The following is a 21267-nucleotide window of genomic DNA, read 5'->3' as shown; positions in this document are numbered from 1 at the left end:
TTGATTTCGCTACATCGACTACGGTTCTAACGGTAATCTTTAAAACTCTACTCGCTTATTTTTTCTATTGCTTTAGGGAGGCAAACATGGCCGATAGCTTCTGGCTTGTCCTTGCCATTGTGTTGTATTTCGGTGTCATGGTTGCCATCGGGTTTTATTCGTGGATCCAGACGAGCAAGTATGACGACTACGTTCTTGGCGACCGTGGACTGCACCCATTCGTAGCAGGCCTATCCGCGGGCGCATCAGATATGTCGGGCTGGCTGCTGATGGGGCTGCCGGGCGCATTGTTCGTTTCCGGCATGAGCGAGCTGTGGATCGTTATTGGACTTTTGGTCGGGTCGTGGGCGAACTGGAAGTTCGTCGCACCACGCCTCCGCGCTTATACGGAAGTGTCAAATAACTCGATTACCTTGCCGTCCTTCTTTGAGAACCGCACCCGAGACTCCTCACACGTCCTGCGGTTTGTCGCGGCCGTGATCATTATTTTCTTCTTCACGTTCTACGTTTCGTCAGGCATGGTCTCGGGTGGCCGTTACTTCGAATCCACTTTCCATGGTGACTACCTCACAGGCGTGCTCATCGTCGGTTCGATTACTGTGCTGTACACGTTCATCGGCGGCTTCCTCGCTGTGAGCTATACCGACGTTGTCCAAGGGGTCTTGATGTTCTTGGCGCTGGTCACGGTGCCACTGATGGCACTGCTCTCGCTCGATACCCCCTCTGATATCTTCTCGTTCGCTTCCCACAACGCCTACGGCCCGTGGGAGGCCGGCAATCCGGACTACTTCAACATGATCGCCGGTGTCTCGTTGGCAACCATCATCGGCAACTTGGCGTGGGGCTTCGGCTACCTGGGACAGCCACATATTGTTACCCGCTTCATGGCGCTGCGCTCCCCGGCTGAGGCAGCCAGCGCACGCCGGACCGGAATCAGCTGGGTCACTATCTGCTTTGCGGGTGCGGTGTTCACCGCGCTCGTATCGACGGTCTTCTTCGCCGAAACACCGCACAGTGTCACTGACCAAAGCGGCTTCGAAACCATCTTCTTGGACCTGGCCCGCATCCTCTTCCACCCACTCATTGCAGGTATCGTCCTTACAGCGGTGCTCGCGGCGATTATGTCCACAATGTCCTCCCAACTATTGATCACCTCCTCCGCGCTTATTGAGGACATCTATCGGGCCGTGGCGAAGCAGCGTCCGAGCCAGACGGCGCTGCTGGTGCTCTCGCGCACGATGGTGGTCTTGGTTGCAGCGGTCGCGATGGTGCTGGCGATCAACCCATCGGACACGATCCTGGGCCTGGTCGCGTTCGCGTGGGCAGGCTTCGGCGCAAGCTTCGGTCCCGTTGTAATTGCATCGTTGTACTGGCGTCGTCTCACTGCCCCGGGCGCCATCGCTGGCATGATCGTCGGTGCAATCACGGTCTTCGTGTGGGGCTCCTCCGACACGCTGTCCGGCATCATCTACGAAATCGTTCCGGGTATCGCATTCGCGACGATCGCGCTTGTCGCTGTCTCCTTGCTGACCAAGCCGAAGCAGGGCGTCGAAGACGAGTTTGACCATGCTCTTGCAGTGACGAACTTTGCGCTGACCACTCCGGACGCAACGTTTGCTGACGCGCTCAAGGCGACTGCGGGAACCGAAGGGGACTCCCACGCGTCTAACTAGACGTGCGTGTTTACCTCACTCTGCTACTTATCCTGACCATCGCGTACGCCCCGTTTCCAACGGGGTTTTCGCGTATCGACGCCCCCACAACCCGCCAACGCGTTACTATCATCGGCTACGAGCGGGACAACTTCGGACCAGGCTGGCAGCGCCATGCCACCGGATGTACGACTCGCGAGCATGCCATGGCGTACACGTTTGAGCAGCCTAATTGCAACGTTCCCCACCGGCAGTGGGAGCCGGTTGACGTTATCGATCCGTACACCCGCGAACGCATCAGACCTAAGGATGTGGAGCTCGACCACCTCTTCCCCCTCTCCGCAGCATGGGACATGGGTGCTTTCGCCTGGAGCGATGAGCAGCGACTCCGGTTCGCGAATGACCCCCACAACCTCATCGTGACCTCGAGCAAGGCGAACCAACAAAAGTCAGACATGCTACCGAGCGAGTGGATGCCTCCATCGATCCCGCAGCAATGCGCATACGCACGGCAGCTAGCACGCGTTGCAAACATGTACGACCTGCGCGTAACCACCAATGACCTTCGCACAATGCGCCGTGCATGCAAGGGATGGCGAGGCGTCGCCGCCCACCTTATTGGAATTGGTATGTTCCCTACCACCAATTCGCCTAGGTGATGGTGGACGTATCAAGTACAGTGGTTGCCTATGACTACTCTGTTAACTTTCCTTCACGTCGCAGCCGCCATCTTGCTGCTGGGCCCGATCGTCGTATCCACCTCGATGTTCCCGCGCCAGGCCGCCGAAGCACAGGCGGGCGATGCGGCCGCTGCCGGTCGCGCGTCGATCCTGTACCGCATCTCGCGCACTTACGGCATCGCGTCATCACTCGTTCCGCTGCTCGGTGTCGCCATCCTCTTCGGCGACTGGGCTGCGTACAAGACGAACTACTTCCTGCACACCTCTATCGTGTTGGCAGTCATCGCCTGGGCACTGCTGCTTTTCGTGGTCATCCCGACCCAGCGCAAGATGGTCGGTACACTCGGTGAGCTGGAGCCAGCCGAGGCCGACCCAGCCGATGTCACCGCGAACTTTGAAAAGTCGAAAGCTAAGGCTTCCGCGTTCGCTGGTGTCTTTAACCTTTTGTGGTTCATCGTGTTGGTGCTGATGTTCTTGCCAGCACCAACTGTGTAGTTACTAGAACTTTATCGACGACGCCAGGCTAAGCAACGCCAACACGATCGGAACAACGATCGCGGCAATCTCACCCGGTGTCATATCGCTGGAGCTTTCGGACTTCGACGAGGAGTCCCGCTCCGAGCTCTTATCAGAGGACAGCAGCCGGTCATAGAGACCGGCTTCATTTATGCCAGCAGCTCCAAAAACCAGGTCCGACGCCTCGGACTGGCTGACTGCCTTTCCTTGAGCGATTGGTGCTCCCCAGAGCCAGTCTTTCCCGTCAATCTTTATGCCATTGATCCGAGTGTAGGTGGAGTTTTCGAACGCAGGACCTATAGAAATGACACCAGCGAATTTCTTTGCCCCGTCCTGTTCTTCGATCCAGATCGGTCCACCGGAATCGCCTGACTTTGGTGACCGTATCGTGGCAGAAAACCCGCCTCCACCACGCGCAGCGCGGTGGAACTTCCCGCACGTGACATCGTTTGTCCCCGTATGGGATGTTTCCCCGTGGTAGCACGTCTTCGCACCCCGCTTGATGGAAGTGGCATCCGCTTTGATGTCACCTGAGTAGATGTTCTCGCCCATCGTGACGCCCCGGTCCCACTCGATCCAGGCGAAGTCGTTCGAGTACTGCCGGTCGTAGCCTGGTGAAATACGCAATGTCCCAATGTCTTTCGACAACGGACGGCTCGTTTTTCGGTCGACCAACAAGATCCTGTCGCCATCGCGTCCACAGTGCGCTGCGGTGTAGCTGACTCCGGCTTCGTGGTCGTTAAAGCCTAGCGTGCATGAACTATATCCAGTGCTAATAGCATCACCCTGGGTCGGCTGGATTGGTGCCGCTGTAGCGCTTGGCACGAGGACTGCAGTCGAGCATGCTGCGACGGCCAGCGAAGATATGAATTTCCTTGTCAACATACTTCTATACTGGCACAGTTCTGCAGGAATGCTAGTGAGCTAGCTGTAATTCACTACACCTGGTAGGAACCCTGCGAGTGCGCTGAACCCGTCCGTCACAGCGCCACGAACCGCATCAGCAGCCGGGCCAACGGCCGAGCCCGAAGCCGGCATCATGAGGTTCTGCGCATACAGGCCCAACAAGCGTGACTCAGCGACGCGAGGCCCATCAGTAGCGTGCACGCCAACGACCAGGTCGCGCGAGCCCAGCAGCGGTACCTTTTGTGCAACCCACTGCGAAGAAACAACGCCAACAAATCCGCGGCCCGGAATCCACAGCGGGCCACCGGAGTCGCCGGGACGGGTCATCGGCGCTTCGACGAAGAACGTATTTCCTTCTGCTCCGCCGAAGCGACCGCACGTGGGGGCGCCCGTCGGCCGGTTCGAGGTTTGCCCGAAGTAGCACACGCGCTCACCGACGGCGATTGTGTTTGGGTTTACCCACGCGTCACCGGAGAACCGGTTGCCGCCGATCTGCACCGGCGCGTCCCACTGGATAGCGGCCCAGTCATTGCCAAGGCGGCCGTCGTACGCCTTCGAGCGATACAGGGTGCCGAGCTGTGGCGAAGCAACCCTCGCGTTGTGGTCCACGATGCGCACACGCGCACCGTCCGGTCCGCAGTGCGCCGCAACCAGGCTTCGCCTGCGAGACGGTTCATTAAATCCGACGGTGCAGTAACCGCCGCCTTCAACCATCACGGCTCCGCCCTGCTCTACTCGCTGCAGGTTCTGTGCCTGCGCAGTTGGCAAGTTCGTTACGACGCCCACTCCGAGCGCAAGCGCCCACCCCAGCGTGAGCAAACGGCGATTCAACTTCATGCCAGTGCAGTCTACTGCACAACCAAGCAATGAAAAACGCACCCGCCGAGTAGTCATTACTCAGCAGGTGCGCTCAGGATCAAGGGCGCTTAGTCCCAGCTGCGGTCATGCCCGCGGCCACCGCGGCGATCGTCACGGTCGTAACCGCCACGTCCCCGCCCGCGTCCACCGCGGCGATCATCGCGGTCGTAACCGCCACGCCCGCGCCCGCGTCCACCGCGGCGATCATCGCGGTCGTATCCACCGCGCCCGCGCCCGCCGCGTCCGCGCGGAGGTGCACCGTGATCACGCTGGATATTGATCAGCTGACCGGAAATACGGGTATCCGTCAAACGATCAAGGACCGCGCTGTCCAGGTTCTTCGGCAGCTCAACCAGGGTGAAGTCCCCACCGATAGTGATGCGACCAAAGTCCTTGGAGCTCAAGCCCCCCTCGTTGGCGAGCGCACCAACGATTGCACCCGGGCGAACATGCTGGCGCTTGCCAACATCCAGGCGGTAGGTGTCGAAGTTCTCCGAATCGTGGTCGAAGCGGCTGCGGCCTCCACGACGGTCATCACGGTCACGCCCGCGGCCACGGCGGTCGTCGCGATCCCACCGATCACGGTCCCGTCGATCGCGACGGTCCTTCGGAGGCTCCTTCATCAGGAACTCGTCACCCGCCAAAGCCTGCGTTGCCAAAGCAGCGGCGATGTCGTCCATCGGCACGTTGTTGGCAGCGGAGTATTCGCGGACCATGGACCTAAACACCTGCACCTCGCTCGCCTCGAGCGACTCGGTGATGGAGTCCATAAACTTCGTCTTGCGGCTCTCGTTGACCTCGTCGACCGTCGGCAGATCCATCTCTTCGATGGTCGCGTTGGTTACGCGCTCAATGGAGCGCAGCATGCGACGCTCACGTGGAGTGACAAAGAGGATCGCCTCACCTGTACGGCCTGCACGCCCGGTGCGGCCAATGCGGTGCACGTATGACTCGGTGTCATTCGGGATGTCGTAGTTCAGCACGTGGCTGATGCGCTCAACGTCCAGGCCACGAGCAGCGACATCGGTAGCGACCAGGATGTCAAGGCGGCCGTCGCGAAGCTGATCAACGGTACGCTCACGCTGCTGCTGAGCGATGTCACCGTTGATCGCAGCTGCGGAGAACCCGCGGGCACGCAACTTCTCAGCCAGCTCCTCAGTCTCCTGCTTCGTACGCACGAAGACAATCATTGCCTCAAACTCAGTGACTTCAAGGATTCGGGTGATCGCATCGAGCTTGTTGCGGTGCGCCGTGAACAGGTAACGCTGGGTGATGTTCGTATTGGTGCGCGTCTTCGACTTCACCGTGACTTCAGTCGGGTTGTCGAGGTACTGCTTCGAGATACGGCGAATAGCGTTCGGCATCGTCGCAGAGAACAGCGCAACCTGCTTCTCTTCCGGTGTGTCCTCCAAGATGCGTTCCACGTCTTCCTGGAAGCCCATGTTCAGCATCTCGTCTGCCTCATCGAGGACAAGGAAGCGCAGGTTGGAAATGTCCAACGAACCCTTCTCCAAGTGATCGATGACGCGGCCCGGAGTACCCACGATGATCTGGGCACCGCGGCGCAGACCGGACAACTGGATACCGTATGCCTGGCCACCGTAAATCGGAAGCACGGAGATCCCGCCAAGGTGGTCTGCAAACGACTGGAAGGAGTCTGATACCTGCAGCGCAAGCTCACGTGTAGGCGCGAGGATCAGTGCCTGCGGGTAGCGCTCCTTGCGGTTGATCCGCGAAAGGATCGGCAGCGCAAACGCGGCCGTCTTACCGGTACCCGTTTGCGCGAGGCCGACAACGTCGCGGCCTTCCATCAACAGTGGAATGGTTTCAGCCTGAATCGCGGATGGCTGCTCAAAGCCAACCTTCTTCACGGCATCCACGACTTCTTCAGGCAGATTCAGGTTCTCGAACCCGTTCACTGGCTCTTCAGCGGTCTCGTCTGCCTCTGTGGCCTCGTCCGCCTCGCTCCCAGCGAGGTCCGCCACGTCGCCACCGACGACGTCGGCAAGGCTCAAAATCTGCTCAGTCTCATTAGTTTCGGCATTGGCTGCGTCTTGCGCAGCGCCGGTTTCCTCAGAAACTCCCGCATCCCTGGTGTCCTCACGTGCAGCATCCGCTGCGACATCCTGCGGGTTTTCCTGATTTTCCGACACATTCATATCCGGCTCTTTCTCGCCGCCGGTGGCGTTTTCGGAAGTGATCATTGTTTCCCCACAGTACGCCACCCTGCAGTGATTTTCCTATTCGCCACTGGCAATGTCATCCGCGCCACGAGTCCGCCACCAACTTCAGCGCTTCGCGCCTCGAGCTCCAACTCCCCGTGGTGCGCACGCGCAATCGTATCAACCAGCGCCAGCCCTAGTCCGTGCCCCGGACGCGCACCAGCAACGCGCGCATTCGCCCTGCTAAATGGCTCTACGAGCTGGCTGACTGTGGCAGGGTCCAACACGTCCCCATCATTGACGACGCCCACTTCGACCCCATCACCGGATCCAGTCCGGCAAACACGCACCTGCACAGTCCCGTCCACGCCGTGGATACGAGCATTCTCGATGAGGTTTTGGATCGCGTGGCGCAATAGCACGACGTCGCCGAGGACGTGAATGTCTGGCTCGATGGTGGCGTCGATACCTTCGGCGCTCGAGGCGACAGTGGTAATGAGCTCTGAGATGTCAATGTCGCGCGCCTCGAGTACTTTGGCCTCGGCCTGGCTGAAGTTCAGCAGCGACGTGACCATCTCCGCAGACGACGCATTCACGGTGCGGATGTCGCGGATGGCGTCGCGTAGCTCCTCTGCAGGTGCATTCGGGTCTAGTAGCGCGACATCTGCGATGGTCTGAATGGTAGCGATCGGGGTTTTCAGCTCATGGGACGCGTTTGATGCAAAGCGTTGCCGTGCCGCGATGGAGTGCGCGAGGGACTCCAGCATCGAGTCGAGTGCGTGCGCGAGGTCAGCGACATCGTCAGCGGGGCCTTCGTAGTCGAACCGCTGATCAAGATCGCCAGCAGAGACCAGACGTGCAGTCGCCGCGATGGTACGTACGGGTTTGAGCAACACACCCGCGACGAACCAACCGATGGCGCCGGCGAGCGCCGTCAGCACGCACAGCGCGACGAGCGAGGCGCCGAGCATCACGTTGAGCACCTCGTGTGAGATGGGCACGGACCCATCAATAAATGCTCCGTCACTGCCGGGAACGCCCCCGACGCCCTCGATGACAGCTTGCACAGGTACCGGAGTCAGGCGCAGGTAGAGGTACACCACCGCAGTCAAACTCAGCCCTGCGGTAAAAACCGTTGCCACGAACAACCACGACGTACGCGCGCGAAGTGAAAGCCTCATTGGTACGGCTCCTCCGCAACGTAGTAGCCAGCGCCGGGCATTGTTTGCACAATCCAAGGCTGCCCCAGCTTGCGCCGCAAGTGCGAGATAGTGACGCGAATCGAATTGGAGAACGGGTCCGCGTTCGCGTCCCATGCCTCTTCTAAGAGCTGCTCCGCGGAAATAACGTGCCCCTGTGCTCGCATCAGCGTTTCAAGCACCGCGAACTCTTTCGGCGACAACGCAATCGACGCGCCGCTTCGGTGGACTTGGTGAGTGCCTCTGTCGAGGATGACGTCGCCGCACGTGAGCGTCGAGGTTGTTTCAGGTGCGGCTCGTCGCAACAAGGCTTTGACGCGAGCCAGCAACTCGGGCAGCTCGAACGGCTTGGTCAGATAGTCGTCCGCCCCAATCTCGAAGCCTTGGAGACGATCCTCGAGCGTTGCGGACGCCGTGAGCATCAGCACCCGCGTGTTTGGGTACAGCTCACGGACGGTTGCACAGACGTCGTCGCCGTGAACCTCGGGGATATCTCGGTCGAGCACGATCACATCTATCGGTTGTGATTCCAGGCGGTCGAGCGCGGAGCGGCCGTCGTAACGCACATCAACGAGCATGTCCTCACGGCGCAGTGCTTTGCCTAACGCATCGGCGAGCAGCGTCTCGTCCTCAACGATCAAAATCTTCGGCGGTGCAGCCACAACAGCCCCTTCCACGTTGGAGTTCTTGTATTCTGCTGTGATTCTAATTGGGGCTTCTTACGGGGTCGCAATGTTAACGCTCTCGCAACATCGCCCTGCATAGCGTGAGGAGCATGTCAAAGACTTCCACACCGGATCTGCGAGTTCACGGTATTGATTACGCGCGAGCCGTAGCACTCGCAGCCATGATCTTCGCGCACCTCACCCATCCTGCTGGCGTCACGGGTCAGTTGCTCTACGGCTTCCCCGCGGCAACGTTCGCGTTCCTGGCTGGCATCTCGATGGAGCTGATGGCCCGGCGCGCCCAAGCGGTAGGCGGCGAGGCTGTCGCGCGCTGTCGCCATGGCTTTTATGTTCGTGGGACGCTACTGATTGTGCTGCATGTGCTCCTCGTGCCGTTCGCTGGCGACATCGAGGTTGTGCTCCTTGTCTTTGGCATCTGCTACCTCTGCTTAGCGACGCTTCCCCACTGGCCAACTGCGCGTTTGGGCTTACTGCTTGCGGGGTTGCTCTTTGCTTCGGCTGCAACGACGGCGCTCGGGACAGTTGTTGCACTACCGGCCGCAGTCTTCGGTGCCCCCTACCCTGTCTTTTCGTGGGCGGCACTCATGGTTGCGGGCATGGTGTCGTGGCGTGTCATCCTCCACCACCCATGGCGTCGTTGGGTCACAGTCATTATCGCGGCGGCGGTGCTGCCTGCGGTGATTGCAGCTCGGCTGCACCTCAACACGGCAGGTGCTGGCCTATTCATCGCCGCGATCGATCCGAATGGGCACACCGGGGGACTCATTTCAGTGATCAGCGAGTGCGCCGTCGCGACTGGTATCACTGCGCTGTGTCTCATCCTCGCACAGTTTGTTCCGTTTGGTTGTGACATGGGCCGGATGCCTCTGACGGTGTACTGCGCACACGTTGTCACGGCCAACGGCCACAGCGGGGTGGTATACGCAGTACTCACGCTGGCAGTTGCTTTCGCCTTCGCTGTGCTGTGGCGCAGCTTCTACGCCCGTGGACCACTCGAGGCCGCGATGCGCATGATCGTGGCTCGCGCAACCCGGACCGATCTTCCTCCGCTCCAACACTAAAGAAAAGGAAAACTCATGAAACTGCACACTTCCACTCGTATTCTTAGCTCCTGCGTCGCTGCCGCGCTCGTAGCACTCCCGGCAGCACCTGCATTGGCAATGCAGTCCGATACGTTCGCTGAGCCTTCGGCAGAGTCCAACGCAGTAGTCTCCGTCCGCACCGCGGACGATGACCCAGACACCGGCGTGTGCACAGGTACCGCCATTGCGTCCCACTGGGTTATTACTGCGCGCCATTGTATGGACCACCTGCCACAAGCTGGTGGGTCCGTGCGTACTGGCCAGGGTGATAACCAGAAGTTTTATGACGTCGATAAGTGGATGACCACCCCGAAAGGCGATATCGCGCTGCTACACACCTCTGAGGACCTCGGACTCGATGCTTATCCTGAGCTTGCTAGCGATATCCCAGCTGCAGGCAGCGACGCTACTTTCTACGGCTGGTCCTCTGATGGCTCTGGTGCCGGACGCACCCTTCCGTACGCAGACGCTACCGTCGACGGCCCAACCCCGATGATTCTGTTTGACGGCACCGACGGCGTCGAAGCCACCATGAAAGGTGGGGCAGCAACCCAGCCCGGTGATTCCGGCGGCGCGCTCTTCAGTGAGGGCAAGGTCGCAGCCATCGCGTCCGCATCACTGTTTATGGATCCAGACAACCCGGACTCCGCTGAGGAAGGAGTGAGCCCGAAGGTTGCGTTTGCGCCAGTTGCTTCGCAGGCGGACTGGATCCGTGAGCAAATCTCCGCCAAGGAAGACTCGGCCGAAACGACCCCCACAGAAAATGACGGCGGTACGCCGACGTGGATGCTCATCACTGCCGGTGCCGCCGTCGTTATCGCACTGGTAGTTGCCGCAGTTGCACGCTCACGGAAGCGTGATGCTGATACTGCACAGTAGCGCTGCCTGAAAACGCGACCGAACTCACAGAATTACCTGTGAATAATTTACAGAGCAGCGTAATTAAACGTTATGATGTCTGCCATGACTTCCCGCTCGTCGAAGCCCAAGGGGCTTACACACCGCCATATCCACTTCATCGCCCTCGGCTCGGCGATCGGCACCGGGCTCTTCTACGGCTCCGCCGGCGCGATTCAGGCCGCCGGCCCCTCGGTGCTCCTCGTATACTTACTCGGAGGGGCCGTCGTCTACTTTATGTTGCGCGCCCTGGGCGAGATGAGTGTGCAGCACCCGGTTCGTGGGTCGTTCGCGGTGTACACCAGGGAGCACCTTGGTGGCCTGGGCGGGTACATTACCGGGTGGATGTTCGCATTCGAGATGATGATCGTCTGCCTTGCGGACTTGACTGCCATCGGCATTTATATGAAGTTCTGGTTCCCGGACACCCCAGCATGGGTATGGATTACCACTACCCTGCTGGTCATTGGTGCGGCGAACCTCGCATCCGTGCGCTGGTTCGGCGAGCTGGAGTTCGCATTCACGCTCATTAAGGTCGTCGCCGTAATGGCGATGATCGTCGGCGGTGCTGCCATCCTCGCATTTGGTTTGGGTACCGACCCAGAGACGACCGGAATCTCTAACCTCTGGAACGACGGTGGCTTCTTCCCGAACGGCATCGAAGGCATGATCGCAGCGTTCATCCTCGTACTCTTCGCCTTCGGCGGAACTGAGATCATCGGCGTCGCCGGCACCGAAGCAGACGATCCGGACCGCTCGATCCCGAAGGCCGTCAACACCGTACCGCTGCGCATCCTTCTGTTCTATGTCCTCGCCATCCTGGTTATCTTGATGCTCAACCCGTGGCGTGCAATGACTGGTGAAGAAAGCCCCTTCGTTCAGATCTTTGACACACTTGGCGTGAACTGGGCCGCTGCACTGCTCAACTTGGTGGTCATCACTGCTGCCCTTTCTGCAATTAATGCAGACCTGTTCGGCACTGGGCGCGTTCTTACTGGCCTGGCGAAGGAAGGCCTAGCCCCGAAGATCATGAAGCGCACCATCCGCGACATCCCAGTAATGACGACCATTACCCTGTTGCTCGTACTCATCATCGGCGTGGTGCTCAACGCGCTCTATCCGAACATCTTCGAGACCATCGCAGCGCTGGCCACCTTCGCAACCGTGTTTGTGTGGCTGATGATCCTGCTGGCACACGTCGCATCTCGCCGCAACATGTCCGCGGCAGAGCGCGAGACCTTGAGCTTCCCTGTACCGTTCTGGCCCTACGGGCAGTGGTTCGCGATCATTTTCATCTTGTTCACATTCGGCATCATGGTGTGGCTGCCGCAGTATCACATGGCGCTCGCCGTAGGCGTTGCGTTCGTGGTAATCATGACTGTGCTCTACTTTGTCACCGGGCGCCCAAAGGCAGTTGCGGCAGCGCACGTCACTTACGAGATGAAGTAGCACATAATTTCGAATAAAAGTATCCATTGTCTGCTGTGCACGCTATCCTATGCCTACATATTCCAAGTTTTAGCCAGAAGGAGACGCGATGCGCCTGTCTACGGTTACTTCCGAGCCCACGTTGACCTCTATCGAGATCTGCGCTGGCGCTGGAGGCCAAGCACTTGGGCTCGAGCAAGCAGGTTTCCAGCATCTAGCCGTGGTGGAAATCGACAACTGGGCAGCAGAGACACTGCGAGCCAATCGCGGCTGTGACCATCCACATCCGTGGCCAGTACACGAAATGGATGTACATGACTTCGACGGCACCGTATGGCGCGATCAGGTCGATCTCTTTGCAGGTGGCGTTCCGTGTCCGCCCTTTTCCATCGCGGGAAAACAGCTCGGCGCAGACGACGAGCGTGATCTGTTCCCGCAAGCCCTACGACTGGTAGGAGAAATCAATCCAAAAGCCGTCATGCTGGAGAACGTCCGAGGCCTTGGCCAAAAGCGGTTTGATTCCTACCGCAATGAAATTGTCAGTGAGCTCAATCGGATGGGTTACACCACCTACTGGTCACTGTTTCAATCGGCAGACTTCGGTGTCCCCCAACTGCGCCCACGGTTTATTTTGGTAGCCCTGAAACACGAGTTTGCCGAGCACTTCGAATGGCCAACCCCGAATATGCATCACACATCCGTTGGTAGCGCACTTCGCCACCTAATGGGAGAAAATGGCTGGCCGGGAGCGGACGCATGGGCAGATCAAGCCGATACGGTAGCACCGACGCTCGTTGGCGGATCAAAGAAGCACGGTGGACCAGACGTTGGCCCGACTCGAGCAAAGGCAGCATGGAAGAAGCTCGGCATCCGAGGAACTTCGATCGCAGACAGCGCACCAGGCCCCGACTTCCCTGTCGATGACCCGGACAACCTTCCCCGCCTTACTGTGCGGATGGGCGGCGTTATCCAAGGGTTCCCTGAAGATTGGGATTGGCAAGGTGGCAAGACCGCCCAATGGCGCCAAGTCGGCAATGCATTTCCGCCACCGGTTGCGGCTGCAATCGGCACCGCAATCAAGGACGCACTACTTTCCTGCAATGCCGTAACGAAAGCCCCCGAGGTGGCCCCACAACTGGCGCTTCAAACGCACGCATAGGATCTGCCCATGACACACAACCTTGATGGCGATTTTTCCCATGAACTCGCCGAGCTCTTCCGTAACGAGTTTCCCGACGGCGAAGCAATGGGAAGAATATTTCGACAAACTTTCGACCAGGCCTATGACGGCCAGCACACGGGCCGGTTCGACCCAGCGCAGCTGAGCAAGACAGAACTTGCCCACATTGGATCGTTGGTTGAAATTAACATTCGCCGAGGGTTTGACGGCACTATCACGGACGGCGACAAGATGGATTTCAAGATCCTCGGCCATGAAGTTGACTGTAAATACTCCAAGAACCCCTACGGCTGGATGATCCCGATGGAAGCAGTTGGCCACCACGCCATGCTCTGCCACGCAAATGAGGTTACTTCCACTTTCCGAGTAGGCTTCGTCAAAATCACCGACGACATCCTCACCGCAGGTGGAAACCGTGACCGCAAGCGAACCATCATGGCAGCAGCACGCAACAAAATTGCGTGGGCCTGGTTCGATCACCCGTACCCGAATAACGTGCTCCTCCATGCGGATGAGGAAACTGTCGCCAAAATTATGGAATTGCCTTCTGGGCAACAGCGCCTCGACATGTTGTTTCGCTCAATCCAGCAGGTGCTCATTCCGCGCGGCATCATTTACACTGTCGCTCAGCAGAAAGACCCAATGAAGCGCATTCGATACAACGGCGGATCAAGGTCACGCCTCCAGGAGGAAGGCATCTTGATCCTTGGGGACTACCGGCGCCACCAAGCTATCGCAGAGGCCCTCTGCCTTCCGATTTGCAAGAATGGCGATAGCCTCGCCGTACGAGTAACTCCAGCTGAACCGCATTTTGTTGGTCCTGCAGTAGATATCGAAGGTCAAACTTGGCGAATCGCCACGGGCGCCGACTCACTCCATCGTGCGCCACGCCTCCCCTTTTAATACCCCAAAGCCATCAATGCCCGGTTATGCCCGCCTATTTCCGTTATCTTGGTTACATATTTCGATTGGTATTCCCATTGTGGCGGAAAATCTGCAATGATGGGTAGCGGAACATAGTTTTACTGGATTCAGGAGAGATCATATGACTATCACCAATCCGTCCACCCCGTCGAACAACATCACGCCAGGCAACAAGATTGTCTTGATTGGTGCTGGTGATGTCGGCGTCGCGTTCGCATACGCAATCCTCAACCAGGGTATTTGCGACCACCTCGCAATTATCGACCTGAACGAGAAGAAGACGTGGGGTGAGGTCGAGGACCTCAACCACGCAATGCCGTACTCAGGCCACAACACCAAGATCACGGTCGGCACCTACGAGGACTGCCGCGACGCAGCGCTCATCGTCAACTGTGCAGGTGTTGCACAGCGCGACGGCGAAACCCGCCTTGAGCTCGTGGGCCGCAATGTGAAGATCTTCGAGTCCATCAACAAGGAAGTGATGGCCAACGGCTTCAACGGCATCTACCTGGTTGCAACCAACCCTGTCGATGTCCTGACCTACGCCACCTGGAAGCAGACCGGTCTTTCCTCCGCACAGGTCGTGGGTTCCGGCACCATCCTGGACACCGCACGCTGGCGCTGCAACCTCGGCAAGTACTTCGGTGTTTCCGCAAGCTCTGTCCACTCCTACATCATCGGTGAGCACGGCGACACCGAGCTGCCTGTCGTGGCATCCGGCTCCGTCGCTGGCGTTTCGCTACGTCGTCGTCTGGAGAAGGAAGCAGAAACCGATCCGAAGATCTACGAGCGCATCGACGAGATGTTCGTCGCAACCCGCGATGCCGCCTACAAGATCATCGAAGCCAAGGGCTCCACGTCCTTCGGTATCGGTGCTGGCCTTGCCCGCATCACCCGCGCAATCCTGATGAACGAGGACGTCGTACTGCCAGTCTCTGCTCTCCTTGAAGGCCAGTACGGTCAGGAAGACATCTACATCGGCACCCCGGCTGTTATCAACCGCAACGGTGTCCGCGAGGTTGTCGAGCTGCACCTTGAAGATAGCGAGAAGGAAAAGTTCGATCACTCCGCCAACACCCTTCGTGGCGTGATGGTCGAAGCTGGCCTCACCGAGGCATAAGCCTTTCCCATACCCTTCGATTGCGCCCGCCGGACACACCCCGGCGGGCGTTTTGTCTGCGTTAGTCCTCCGCCCGGAGGTGCCTCGTTACGTCCAGAGCATCATCGCCGCGTGCAAGAGCGTCAAACGTGGCGCAGCAGGCGTCGAAAAGCTTGACGACGTCCTCTTCGTCTACATCCGCGGTGTCGAGCACCAGCGCGTTCGGGTCATCATCTTCCTCGGCAGGCGCGAGCGTCACACACTGCCCACCAGTCTGGATATCACCTAGCGCGACCTGGGCCGCGAGAAGCGAAACGCCAGTAACCGCGGTGGCCCCGACTTCTGCCAGCGGTGCGCACCGTTGCACATCTACCTGCCCCAACGTTTCCGGTGCTGCACAGACGGTGATCGCCACCGGGGTGTCCTGCAACACCACATCGGAGGCTTCTCGGTCGAGTAGAAGGCTGGATTCAGACACAACGATGTGCTCAAGTGCGTCGAAGTACTCGGGGTAGCGCCGTGAAAACTCGGCGAGGTTTGTCAACGGGCCCGTGCAAATCAAGCACAGGTCCCGTGTACCTCGCGCGCACGCGTCGGCCCACAACAGGTCCCAGTCATTCGCAACGTACCGCTCTGGGACTTGGGCGTCGCCCAGACCAGCATCGCGCGTCGGTTGATGTTTTGGCGCGTCACAACCTGCTGCGACCGCAACAGCGGGCAGGCCACAGCGTGCCAACACCCACGCAGCATGCTGGGCACATTGCGCAGCTGAGGCGCTACCGCTTGAGGTTGTCACGCACTCCAATTCAGCCTGCCCACGATGGTGCGCAGCAACGACATATGCCAACGCAAGCGTGTCCTCGACCCCTGGGACGCAGTCAACAATTATTCGCACCGTGCTCCTTTACGCAGTGGACCTGTGCAGAGATTCCTTACTGTACATTGCCCAGAGCAATAGAGCGACCAGAGCAACTACGCCGCAGGCACCAAACGCGATAGCAAAGCCGAACACCTCCGCCAGAAAGCCGATCACAATCGGCGCCGCAATCTGGCCGGAGTCCTGCACCATCTGATAGGTAGAAATTACCTTGCCACCCGAGCGGTCATTGCCGATGATGTCAGCTAACGTCGCCTGCGAGGCAGGACTCATCAGTCCACCGCCAACACCCGCGCACACCGAGACCAGCAGCAGCACCCACACTGTCGTGGCGAGTCCGAGTGTGCCCGTGAATATTGCGGAGACCGCAAGACCTGCGAGAATGCAAGGGCGACGTCCGATTCGGTCAGCCAGCCGACCAGAAAACTGCAGCGTGACGCCCGTGCCCAGCGCGAACGCAGTCAACGCAAGTCCGGATGCCGCGCCACCATTTGCAAATATCGCCGCAGCGAACAGCGGAAGGACCGAAACGCGCGCACCGAAGTTCACAAAACCATTTGTAAAGGCGACGGCGAGCAACGCACGGTACGTGGGTTGCTTCCAGGCTCGGCGCAGTGGCATTGGCGGCCGCTGTATTTTCGGCGCCTCTGGCTTGTGTTGCCGAGACGTAGCAACCCACACGATAGTTGCCGCAAGAGCGACACCAACACCGTAGACTGCGAACGGAATTCGGTATCCAAGGAAACTGAGGCCAGCGCCGATGATTGGCCCGAAGATGTTGCCAAGCAAGAATGACGATGCATAAAGTGCATTCGCTCGCCCACGAATGCCGGGAGGAATCACGCGAACGATGAAGGCCTGTGCGGAGAGCGTAAACATCGTGGATCCGAAGCCGGCGATAAAGCGCAACGCCAAAATATGCCAGTACGCCTGAGCAAACGCCACGGCAAAGGTTGCAGTCGCAACAATGCTTAGCCCGGTGAGGTACACCGGCCGTGATCCGAGCTTATCCACCAGCGCGCCAGCGCCTGGCGCGCCCAGCAAGCGAGCTGCTGCGAACGCGGAGATCACCGCTGCAGCGGCCGCCATGGACACGTTGAAGCTGGCGGCGAACTGTGGCAACACCGGGGCGATGAACCCGTAGCCGAGCGCAATGATAAACGCTGCGGTGCACAGCACCCATATCACTGATGGCAGCTTTGGTGACGCGCCGCCCTTATATGTTTGTTCCGTCATACCAGCGACAACACTAGTCTTTCTTCGCGTTCGCGTCCCATTACGCAATAACATTAGCACGGTTGTTCGAATACATGGCCAATTTCGCTACTCCATGTCTAGCTGCTCTCGTACGCTTCGAAGCATGTTCTACGAATCAACGATTGCTCAAGAAATTATTCATCGCTTTGACGACACCGTCCAAGCCCTCAGCGCCACAGTCAAGCACCCTCGCTCTCTTGCACGACCAACTGGCTCGTGGCGCCCGCCGGTCATCGCATTGCCGCGAGTCATAGACAAGCAACACATCAACCTTGCGCTTACGCGGCGGAGAGTCGGCCCGCGGGCTCAGGCGATGGTGCAAGGTTACGGAGCGTCTGCACGTCCCGCGTACATCATCGAAGCACGATTCACCGCCCAGTCGGGTGCGCCGGTCAACCCCGCGGTAGCTGAGGGTTGGATGCGCGCGCTCTACCCCGACGCGACGGAGGACATGCTTCATCTACTGCCACATCCATACGCGGCAACGTATGTCTGGCTAGTCGACGGCCACTTCGACCCCGTCCGCTCTCCTTCATCCCTGTTCGCCGGACTGAACGTAGCGTAACCGGCTGGCTACTGCCCTGGTTCGTCGTCAAGCGGAAGCATCTGACCCTCCCAGTCTTCAGCCTGGTCAGCAACCAGATTCAAGACATCAAAAAGCCTGTCGATGTCGGTGAAGCTTCCCAAGTCAAGTTCTTCGGAATCTGCTTCCTCATCGTCTCCAGGAACCACAAACTGCACGTGGGCAGTGGCTGTGGCGTCGATAACTTCGACCTCCACGTGGACTTCAGCCTCTGTACCAACTTCTGCGAAGACGAGTTGATGGTTTTCGGCGTCCGGAAAGAATTCAAGCCCGGCGATACGTTCATCTGCAGCCTCGAGCAGGCTGCGGAACACGGTAACCACCTCGTCAGTGGCTATGTGCTCAGCGACAGCAGACACAGCATCTTCGGCAGAAAAAATGACTGCGACTAATGCTGCTTCAAAGTCCTCATCGTCTTCATCAACGTCAGCAGCCGCGATATACACGTTCGCCGCTGGCAGTTGCTCGTCGATAACAACGAACTGGATCTCAATCTCGGGGGTGATAGGAACAAACATCGTGTCATCGTGCACACGAGACTCAATACCTTCACGGTCTAGAGCCGCGGCAATGTCTTCTAAAAAGCTCACGAAGAATCCTCTACTCTTCCTCATCGTGGTTGTCACCGGCGGACGATGCCAAGCCTACTGTTCTGGCCCCATGATGCGCATCCACGCTTCGCGGCCCTGCCAGCTACGCATATCAAAAGCCTCCCATGCCCGGCGTTTGTGACGTTTTGGGTCGTACACGATTGACGGATGTTCGTTGATGATCGCGGTCGCGCGCCCGGGGTGGTCGTCGCCACGAAAATCGTAGCGGGGCCAGTTCGGCCCTGGTTCGCCGGTATGAAAGAACGACCCCCAGTTGCGCTGCATCACTTCAACTACTGCTTCAAACGCAACGGTGGAGCCAAACCGGTCGATCTTCGATGAGCGTGTACCTTCCCTATCGCCAAACACCGCCATCAGGTCGGCTGTGTGCATTGCTCCCAACCCGAGCCGCCGCATTGTCGCCGATGCGTATTCAAAGCGGTACATCCAAGTCGGAGCCACCTTACGGTGCTCCCCTGCAGCGATCACCGACGGTCCCCAAAACACGGCGTCAGCGAGAAACTCGGCGAAGTCCGTTCGCTGGCTCACGTCGCTATACGCCTGGATGACCGCTGTCGCGTTCTTCGCGTCATACGCCTCGAGCAAGCGGCGTGCTGCACGCTGACGGGCTTTCGTCCGCTGATACAGCGCCTTTGCAAAGCTGGCCTCATCCGCATTGGTCCCGATGATCAACGGCACCGGCGCCTGTTGCCCGGCGCGGAACATGTCCAGCGGGTGAGCTGGCAGCGTGGTGCCATCGACCGTCGGCATGAAGCTCAAATTCAGTTCGCGCAGCTCGCGGCCAGTAAACAGCATGGACTGCCCCACTCTAACCAGTTCCTCGGCAGGTACCTCCCGGAGGTGCTCGAGGGTAGATAGTCGCGATAGCCCCATGCCGTCAAGAAGTGTCGACGTCCACATCGCGGCTTGTGCCTTCGTATGCACGGAAGAAAGCGGAGTGGACTGGGCGATTGCCCGGTGGAACAACCCCCGAGCCGCCGGGGCGCACATCATATGGATTACTGAAGCTGCCCCGGCTGACTCGCCCATGATGGTTACGTTGTTCGGATCCCCTCCGAAGGCCGCGATGTTTTCGTGTACCCACTGCAGCGCGAGGATCTGGTCCAAAATGGCGGGGTTGGCAGCGCAGTCCTCGCCGATACTGCGCAGATCCAAGTACCCAAGCACCCCGAGGCGAAAGTTTAAGGAGACATAGACGATATCGGTGGCATTAGCCAGAAAGTGCCCCTGGAGTACTTTCTCATGACTCGATCCGCTTACGAACGATCCACCGTGAAAATAGATGACGACGGGGAGTACGTCGTCCGTATCAGGCCGAACGATGTCTGCGTGTAGGCAGTCCTCGGTGCCGATTACTGTGTCTTTCCACCCGAAATTCGTCTGCATCGCAGGTGGCCGATAGTTGGTTGTGGTGCGCACACCTGACCACGAAGGCGCAGGCTGTGGGGCCCGAAATCGGTTCTCACCGCCCATATCTGCACCGTAGGGTACCCCGCGCCAAGTGCGAACCCCGGTTTGTGGATCAATAGTGCCAGCAACGATTCCCGAGGTGGTCTGCACCTGGAGGTGCTCCTGCGGATTGTTGCTGTTGAGATGCATGCCTTTTAGCCTAGCCCGGAATTCTGTCTATTCTCGTGGAGTTTCTAAGGCGGGTACGATGAACGCTCGTACCAATAATTAATAAGGAGAAAAACACACAGCATGTTAGAAAAGTTCCGCAAAGACAAGCACGAAGACGACGAACCTGTAGTCGAAATTATTGAAGACGCCCGTGCTGAAGACTTAAGCTCCCTCGAGGAGGAAGCAGGCCCAGCAGGCCGAGCGTTTATCGCAGCAGTAGATAAGGCTGTCCATCTTCAGTCCGGTGCCATTCGGGCTTACGTGAACTGGCTTCGCCGTCAACACCCGGAGCAAAGTCCTGCGGAAATCCAGCACACGATGGACAAGCATTTTAAAAACGTAGTCTCCGCAACAGGTGCAGGCGTGGGCGCAGCAGCCGCGGTTCCTGGCGTAGGGCTCGTCACCGGCGCAGCAGCCGTTGCTGGCGAATCGGTAGTCTTCTTAGACCTTGCCGCGTTTTACACCCTCTCCTCCATGTACTTGCGCGACGTCAATATCGAAGACAAAGAGCGCCGACGCGCAGGCGTGCTCACGGTCATGATGGGCGCCCAGGGCGTTGCGATTGTTGACACGTTGCTCGGCGCGGACCGAGCTCGGCCGAGGGAGTTGGCGTCGAAAAATGTCCTGACGCGCTTTGCTGGCCCGGGCCTCGCCGAAGTCAATGGCATCCTGTCTCGTGTGGCCATGAAGTCGTTTACGAAGCGGTTCCGCCGAGCATGGATTGGCAAGATGCTGCCTCTGGGGCTCGGCGCGATCGCGGGCACCGCCGCCAACCGCAAGCTTGCCGACCACCTGATGGATAACATCGCCGTCGCCCTCGGCACTCCTCCCTCCCAATTCTTGAGCCCTCTTCCGGAAAAGCCTGACCAGGAGGAGGCTGGCCTCAGTGCGAATCCAAAGAACCTTCTGCGCTGGGTACTCCGACTCTTTGGTGACGACGACAAAGTACGCGACACCAATCAGCAAGAAATTACCAAATAGCTTCGGCTCCGAAGTTCATTCCCGACTCCCCCAAAACTGAGGCGGGAATCACGCACTTCCATCTTTCGC

Annotated in this window: 20 protein-coding genes; 11 read left to right on the top strand and 9 right to left on the bottom strand. The window is 58.9% G+C overall.

The genetic code is table 11. The features are described from left to right. The first annotated feature begins 86 nt into the window (after window positions 1-86). The 3 genes from putP to HMPREF3170_RS10180 are packed head-to-tail and all read left to right on the top strand — an operon-like array spanning window position 87 to window position 2827. Entirely contained in the window at window positions 87-1673 is a 1587-nt protein-coding gene (gene putP / locus HMPREF3170_RS10190) for a sodium/proline symporter PutP (protein WP_070479484.1), read from the top strand. Window positions 1674-1675: 2 nt separating this feature from the next. Then, the gene (locus tag HMPREF3170_RS10185) at window positions 1676-2311 is read left to right on the top strand and encodes an HNH endonuclease family protein (protein WP_070479482.1); all 636 of its coding nucleotides are present in this window, start codon (window positions 1676-1678) and stop codon (window positions 2309-2311) included. A gap of 30 nt (window positions 2312-2341) precedes the next feature. Continuing rightward, window positions 2342-2827, top strand: coding sequence for a DUF2269 family protein (locus HMPREF3170_RS10180; protein ID WP_070479480.1), 486 nt, complete (start codon window positions 2342-2344; stop codon window positions 2825-2827). A 3-nt stretch (window positions 2828-2830) separates the two neighbouring features. Here the strand turns inward: HMPREF3170_RS10180 and HMPREF3170_RS10175 are convergent, their stop codons facing one another. The 5 genes from HMPREF3170_RS10175 to HMPREF3170_RS10155 form a co-directional block, all read right to left on the bottom strand. Continuing rightward, the gene (locus HMPREF3170_RS10175) at window positions 2831-3733 is read right to left on the bottom strand and encodes a trypsin-like serine protease (RefSeq protein WP_083290979.1); all 903 of its coding nucleotides are present in this window, start codon (window positions 3731-3733) and stop codon (window positions 2831-2833) included. 39 nt (window positions 3734-3772) lie between these two features. Then, window positions 3773-4591 carry a trypsin-like serine protease gene (locus HMPREF3170_RS10170; protein WP_070362655.1) on the bottom strand — a complete coding sequence of 273 codons (819 nt, stop codon included), beginning with the start codon at window positions 4589-4591 and terminating at the stop codon, window positions 3773-3775. A gap of 89 nt (window positions 4592-4680) precedes the next feature. Further along, on the bottom strand, window positions 4681-6816 hold the full coding sequence (locus HMPREF3170_RS10165) for a DEAD/DEAH box helicase (protein ID WP_070479477.1): 2136 nt from the start codon (window positions 6814-6816) through the stop codon (window positions 4681-4683). Next, entirely contained in the window at window positions 6813-7955 is a 1143-nt protein-coding gene (locus HMPREF3170_RS10160) for a HAMP domain-containing sensor histidine kinase (protein WP_070479476.1), read from the bottom strand. The genes HMPREF3170_RS10165 and HMPREF3170_RS10160 overlap by 4 nt, the downstream gene beginning before the upstream one ends. Further along, window positions 7952-8635 (bottom strand): response regulator transcription factor, encoded by a 684-nt coding sequence (locus HMPREF3170_RS10155; protein WP_070362658.1) that lies wholly within the window; start codon window positions 8633-8635, stop codon window positions 7952-7954. Before HMPREF3170_RS10155 ends, HMPREF3170_RS10160 begins: the two co-directional genes overlap by 4 nt. A gap of 113 nt (window positions 8636-8748) precedes the next feature. Between HMPREF3170_RS10155 and HMPREF3170_RS10150 the strand changes: the two genes are divergently transcribed. The 6 genes from HMPREF3170_RS10150 (at window position 8749) to HMPREF3170_RS10125 (ending at window position 15290) form a co-directional block, all read left to right on the top strand. Beyond that, window positions 8749-9720, top strand: a complete 972-nt coding sequence (locus HMPREF3170_RS10150; RefSeq protein ID WP_070479474.1) for a DUF418 domain-containing protein — start codon at window positions 8749-8751, stop codon at window positions 9718-9720. A 15-nt stretch (window positions 9721-9735) separates the two neighbouring features. Next, window positions 9736-10620, top strand: a complete 885-nt coding sequence (locus HMPREF3170_RS10145; protein ID WP_070479472.1) for a trypsin-like serine protease — start codon at window positions 9736-9738, stop codon at window positions 10618-10620. A gap of 84 nt (window positions 10621-10704) precedes the next feature. Continuing rightward, complete coding sequence (locus HMPREF3170_RS10140; protein ID WP_176754835.1) at window positions 10705-12087, top strand: amino acid permease; 1383 nt, start codon at window positions 10705-10707, stop codon at window positions 12085-12087. An 88-nt stretch (window positions 12088-12175) separates the two neighbouring features. Beyond that, window positions 12176-13225, top strand: coding sequence for a DNA cytosine methyltransferase (locus HMPREF3170_RS10135; RefSeq protein ID WP_070479469.1), 1050 nt, complete (start codon window positions 12176-12178; stop codon window positions 13223-13225). Window positions 13226-13234: 9 nt separating this feature from the next. Next, complete coding sequence (locus HMPREF3170_RS10130) at window positions 13235-14149, top strand: NaeI family type II restriction endonuclease (RefSeq protein ID WP_070479467.1); 915 nt, start codon at window positions 13235-13237, stop codon at window positions 14147-14149. Window positions 14150-14291: 142 nt separating this feature from the next. After that, on the top strand, window positions 14292-15290 hold the full coding sequence (locus HMPREF3170_RS10125) for an L-lactate dehydrogenase (RefSeq protein WP_070362663.1): 999 nt from the start codon (window positions 14292-14294) through the stop codon (window positions 15288-15290). Between the two features lie 61 nt (window positions 15291-15351). Here HMPREF3170_RS10125 and HMPREF3170_RS10120 read toward each other — a convergent pair whose 3' ends face one another. Continuing rightward, on the bottom strand, window positions 15352-16164 hold the full coding sequence (locus tag HMPREF3170_RS10120; RefSeq protein ID WP_070479465.1) for a nucleoside hydrolase: 813 nt from the start codon (window positions 16162-16164) through the stop codon (window positions 15352-15354). Window positions 16165-16173: 9 nt separating this feature from the next. After that, window positions 16174-17382 carry an MFS transporter gene (locus HMPREF3170_RS10115; protein WP_070479463.1) on the bottom strand — a complete coding sequence of 403 codons (1209 nt, stop codon included), beginning with the start codon at window positions 17380-17382 and terminating at the stop codon, window positions 16174-16176. A gap of 124 nt (window positions 17383-17506) precedes the next feature. Here HMPREF3170_RS10115 and HMPREF3170_RS10110 point away from each other — a divergent pair, with 124 nt between their 5' ends. Next, entirely contained in the window at window positions 17507-17968 is a 462-nt protein-coding gene (locus HMPREF3170_RS10110) for a hypothetical protein (protein WP_070362666.1), read from the top strand. Between the two features lie 8 nt (window positions 17969-17976). On the opposite strand, the gene HMPREF3170_RS10105 is transcribed toward HMPREF3170_RS10110, so the two are convergent. Together HMPREF3170_RS10105 and HMPREF3170_RS10100 are read right to left on the bottom strand one after the other, a co-directional pair. Then, window positions 17977-18576: a hypothetical protein gene (locus HMPREF3170_RS10105; RefSeq protein ID WP_070479462.1), complete on the bottom strand. Its 600-nt coding sequence runs from the start codon at window positions 18574-18576 to the stop codon at window positions 17977-17979. Window positions 18577-18630: 54 nt separating this feature from the next. After that, the gene (locus tag HMPREF3170_RS10100) at window positions 18631-20196 is read right to left on the bottom strand and encodes a carboxylesterase/lipase family protein (RefSeq protein WP_070479460.1); all 1566 of its coding nucleotides are present in this window, start codon (window positions 20194-20196) and stop codon (window positions 18631-18633) included. Between the two features lie 102 nt (window positions 20197-20298). On the opposite strand from HMPREF3170_RS10100, the gene HMPREF3170_RS10095 reads away from it, so the two are divergent. Beyond that, window positions 20299-21198 (top strand): hypothetical protein, encoded by a 900-nt coding sequence (locus HMPREF3170_RS10095; protein ID WP_070479458.1) that lies wholly within the window; start codon window positions 20299-20301, stop codon window positions 21196-21198. The last annotated feature ends 69 nt before the right edge of the window (window positions 21199-21267 follow it).

Origin of the sequence: Corynebacterium sp. HMSC08D02, assembly GCF_001807505.1 — a bacterium.
Lineage (GTDB): Bacteria > Actinomycetota > Actinomycetes > Mycobacteriales > Mycobacteriaceae > Corynebacterium > Corynebacterium pseudogenitalium.
The sequence above is the reverse complement of the archived record's forward strand: the minus strand, read 5'-3'. Positions and strand labels throughout refer to the sequence as shown.

Coding starts and splice junctions, on each gene's coding strand:
- HMPREF3170_RS10170 (WP_070362655.1), bottom strand. CDS start 4,591: ATGAAGTTGAATCGCCGTTTGCTCACGCTGGGGTGGGCGCTTGCGCTC.
- HMPREF3170_RS10125 (WP_070362663.1), top strand. CDS start 14,292: ATGACTATCACCAATCCGTCCACCCCGTCGAACAACATCACGCCAGGC.
- HMPREF3170_RS10115 (WP_070479463.1), bottom strand. CDS start 17,382: ATGACGGAACAAACATATAAGGGCGGCGCGTCACCAAAGCTGCCATCA.
- HMPREF3170_RS10095 (WP_070479458.1), top strand. CDS start 20,299: ATGTTAGAAAAGTTCCGCAAAGACAAGCACGAAGACGACGAACCTGTA.
- HMPREF3170_RS10175 (WP_083290979.1), bottom strand. CDS start 3,733: ATGTTGACAAGGAAATTCATATCTTCGCTGGCCGTCGCAGCATGCTCG.
- HMPREF3170_RS10135 (WP_070479469.1), top strand. CDS start 12,176: ATGCGCCTGTCTACGGTTACTTCCGAGCCCACGTTGACCTCTATCGAG.
- HMPREF3170_RS10145 (WP_070479472.1), top strand. CDS start 9,736: ATGAAACTGCACACTTCCACTCGTATTCTTAGCTCCTGCGTCGCTGCC.
- putP (WP_070479484.1), top strand. CDS start 87: ATGGCCGATAGCTTCTGGCTTGTCCTTGCCATTGTGTTGTATTTCGGT.
- HMPREF3170_RS10130 (WP_070479467.1), top strand. CDS start 13,235: ATGACACACAACCTTGATGGCGATTTTTCCCATGAACTCGCCGAGCTC.
- HMPREF3170_RS10160 (WP_070479476.1), bottom strand. CDS start 7,955: ATGAGGCTTTCACTTCGCGCGCGTACGTCGTGGTTGTTCGTGGCAACG.
- HMPREF3170_RS10150 (WP_070479474.1), top strand. CDS start 8,749: ATGTCAAAGACTTCCACACCGGATCTGCGAGTTCACGGTATTGATTAC.
- HMPREF3170_RS10180 (WP_070479480.1), top strand. CDS start 2,342: ATGACTACTCTGTTAACTTTCCTTCACGTCGCAGCCGCCATCTTGCTG.
- HMPREF3170_RS10140 (WP_176754835.1), top strand. CDS start 10,705: ATGACTTCCCGCTCGTCGAAGCCCAAGGGGCTTACACACCGCCATATC.
- HMPREF3170_RS10165 (WP_070479477.1), bottom strand. CDS start 6,816: ATGATCACTTCCGAAAACGCCACCGGCGGCGAGAAAGAGCCGGATATG.
- HMPREF3170_RS10100 (WP_070479460.1), bottom strand. CDS start 20,196: ATGCATCTCAACAGCAACAATCCGCAGGAGCACCTCCAGGTGCAGACC.
- HMPREF3170_RS10110 (WP_070362666.1), top strand. CDS start 17,507: ATGTTCTACGAATCAACGATTGCTCAAGAAATTATTCATCGCTTTGAC.